The sequence below is a fragment of the Acetobacter estunensis genome (assembly GCF_011516945.1).
Lineage (GTDB): Bacteria > Pseudomonadota > Alphaproteobacteria > Acetobacterales > Acetobacteraceae > Acetobacter > Acetobacter estunensis.
In genome coordinates, this window is the sequence record NZ_WOTH01000082.1 from 1 (window position 1) to 2782 (window position 2782).

Genomic DNA, 2782 nt, shown 5'->3' on the forward strand with positions numbered 1-2782 from the left:
TAACCCCGGACCAGATGGCCAACAGCAACGCCGTCAGAAGGGCGGCATAACAACAACCGGGTATAGCTTATCAAGCCCGCAAAACTGTCCGAACGGACGGGACCACCTCACATCGCCGAGTTGGCGATTGAGGAAGCAGAAGCGTATCAGTGGGTCAAGTTCGTCTACATCGATGATCCAATATCATCACTAGACGAACACAATGCTATTTCTGTGGCGAACCACCTCGCTCAACTTCTCAAACGTGAAGACAATAAGCTGAAAACAGTCATTTCGACACATCACTCATTGTTCTTCAACGTGCTTTGGAACGAGTTTGGAAAAGCCAAAAAACTATTTCTGACCAAGGCAGGGTCGGGCAGCGGCTATTTGGTTCGTGAAACTGGAGATACGCCCTTCTTCCATCATGTCGCAATATTAACAGAACTACGCAAGGCAGCGGATAGCGGCAATCTCTATACTTACCACTTCAACATGCTCCGCTCGGTACTTGAAAGAACGGCCAGTTTCCATGGGTTTCGAGGGTTCTCGGCCTGCATTAGGCAGGATGATGATGACCCGGAGGGCATCCTGCACACTCGGCTTGTCAACGTAATGAGCCACGGGAACTACTCGCTTTTCGAGCCAAGCGAGATGGTTCCGGAAAACAAGGATTATTTCCGGCGCATCCTGACCGACTTCATGGAGCGCTTCCCCTTCAATCCTGAACTCTTTGCCGACGAAGCGCAGCAGGCCCAGCCAGCAGGAAATCCACAATGACCGATCAAGAACAAAAAAAGCTGGGCCAGACCCTTTGGAACATCGCGGACCAACTCCGCGGCGCAATGAACGCGGATGACTTTCGCGACTATATGCTTGCGTTTTTGTTCCTACGCTACCTCTCCGACAACTATGAGGTAGCGGCAGAGAAGGAGCTGGGGCCGGATTATCCGCACTTGGACGAGGAAGACCGTCGCGCCCCGCTGTCTGTCTGGTATGCGAGCAACGCCGATGACATAGCGGATTTTGAGCGACAGATGCGCCGTAAAGTGCATTACGTCATCCGCCCAGAACACCTCTGGACGAGCATCGTCGAACTTGCGCGAGTGCAGAACAAGGCACTTCTCGATACCCTGCAAAAAGGGATGAAGTATATCGAGGATGAATCATTCGAAAGCGCCTTTAGCGGTCTGTTTTCTGAAATAAACTTGTCATCAGAAAAGCTGGGCAAGACACCCCCGGATCGAAACGCCGCACTCTGCAAGATCATCACCGAGATTGCCAAGGGTTTGAAGGAATTTTCGACCACTAGCGATACGCTGGGTGATGCCTATGAGTATCTGATTGGGCAATTTGCCGCTGGATCGGGGAAGAAAGCTGGAGAGTTCTACACGCCTCAATTCGTGTCAGACATCCTATCAGCAATCGTCTCTCTGGATGGGCAGGAGCCGGCGACGGGCAAACGCGCCCATATAGACAGCTTGCTCGACTTCGCCTGCGGTTCCGGATCGCTGCTTCTCAACGTGCGCCATCGGATGGGACCGCACGGAATCGGCAAAATCTACGGGCAGGAGAAGAACATCACGACCTATAACCTCGCGCGCATGAACATGCTGCTACACGGGGTGAAGGATACAGAGTTCGAAATTTTCCATGGCGATACGCTCACTAACGAATGGGAAATGCTTCGCGAAACCAACCCGGCGAGAAAGCCGCGCTTCGATGCGGTCGTCGCCAATCCGCCTTTCAGCTATCGCTGGTCGCCGTCCGACTCAATAGCCGACGATGTGCGCTTCAAAAACTATGGCCTTGCGCCCAAGTCTGCCGCCGATTTCGCGTTCCTCCTTCATGGCTTTCATTTCCTCAAAGACGATGGAGTCATGGCAATCATTTTGCCGCATGGCGTGCTGTTCCGTGGCGGCGCGGAAGAGCGCATCCGGACGAAGCTACTCAAGGACGGGCATGTTGACACAGTGATCGGCTTACCCGCCAACCTGTTTTATTCGACCGGTATTCCCGTCTGCATCTTGGTTCTCAAGAAATGCAAGAAGCCGGATGATGTGCTGTTTATCAATGCCGCTGAGCATTTCGATCGCGGCAAGCGCCAGAACCGGTTGCTGGAAGCGCATATCAATAAGATCGTTTCCACCTATCAGCACCGGACGGAGGAGCCGCGCTATTCTCGGCGCGTGCCGATGTCTGAGATCGCAGACGAGAAGAATAACTTCAACCTCAACATCTCGCGCTATGTCAGCACGGCAGAGACGGAGGCGGAAATCGATCTGACGGAAGTGAATACCTCTCTGATCGAGATCGAAAAAAGGGTGAAAGCCGCAAGCGCGCAGCACAACGAATTTCTAAAGGAGTTGGGGTTGCCGCTTTTGCCATTTTAACGCGAATAGAAGCCTTTTGGTGGGCACCGACTTGCCTCGGTGCCCAACGGATGAGGCGGTACTATAGGGGAATAGCGTAAACGTAGTGATCATCACTATCGGTCGCGGCCCGCCAGAGACAAACAAATAATCTATAAATATCAGATAAGATCACTTGCTCTGTTTGCCGACAGACGGAACGCATTGAAGACAATGAAAGTCGTCACTACACTACTGGCATGTGTCTTTCTTCAACACTCACTTTAAACAATTCACCACTCAGTGGCATCAAATCAGATGCAATTGGAGGGTTCTAAAAACGTAAGCTCCCGGCGACTGACGCCTTGCTGAATACTTCTGGTCTGGTTCAGCTATGAAGCATGAACGATTTAAGAGATAGGGACGCGGTACTACCTGCGAGTGTCGCAGGT

2 protein-coding genes are annotated in these 2782 nt (G+C 52.2%); both read left to right on the forward strand.

From position 1 onward, the window contains the following. Window positions 1-120: 120 nt before the first annotated feature. On the forward strand, window positions 121-759 hold the full coding sequence (locus tag GOB87_RS16270) for an ATP-binding protein (protein WP_198911736.1): 639 nt from the start codon (window positions 121-123) through the stop codon (window positions 757-759). Continuing rightward, window positions 756-2372 (forward strand): type I restriction-modification system subunit M, encoded by a 1617-nt coding sequence (locus GOB87_RS16275; protein WP_166319117.1) that lies wholly within the window; start codon window positions 756-758, stop codon window positions 2370-2372. Before GOB87_RS16270 ends, GOB87_RS16275 begins: the two co-directional genes overlap by 4 nt. Window positions 2373-2782 lie beyond the last annotated feature (410 nt).

Excerpts from the sequence above, each read along its gene's own strand:
- GOB87_RS16275 (WP_166319117.1), top strand. The coding sequence starts at position 756 with ATGACCGATCAAGAACAAAAAAAGCTGGGCCAGACCCTTTGGAACATC.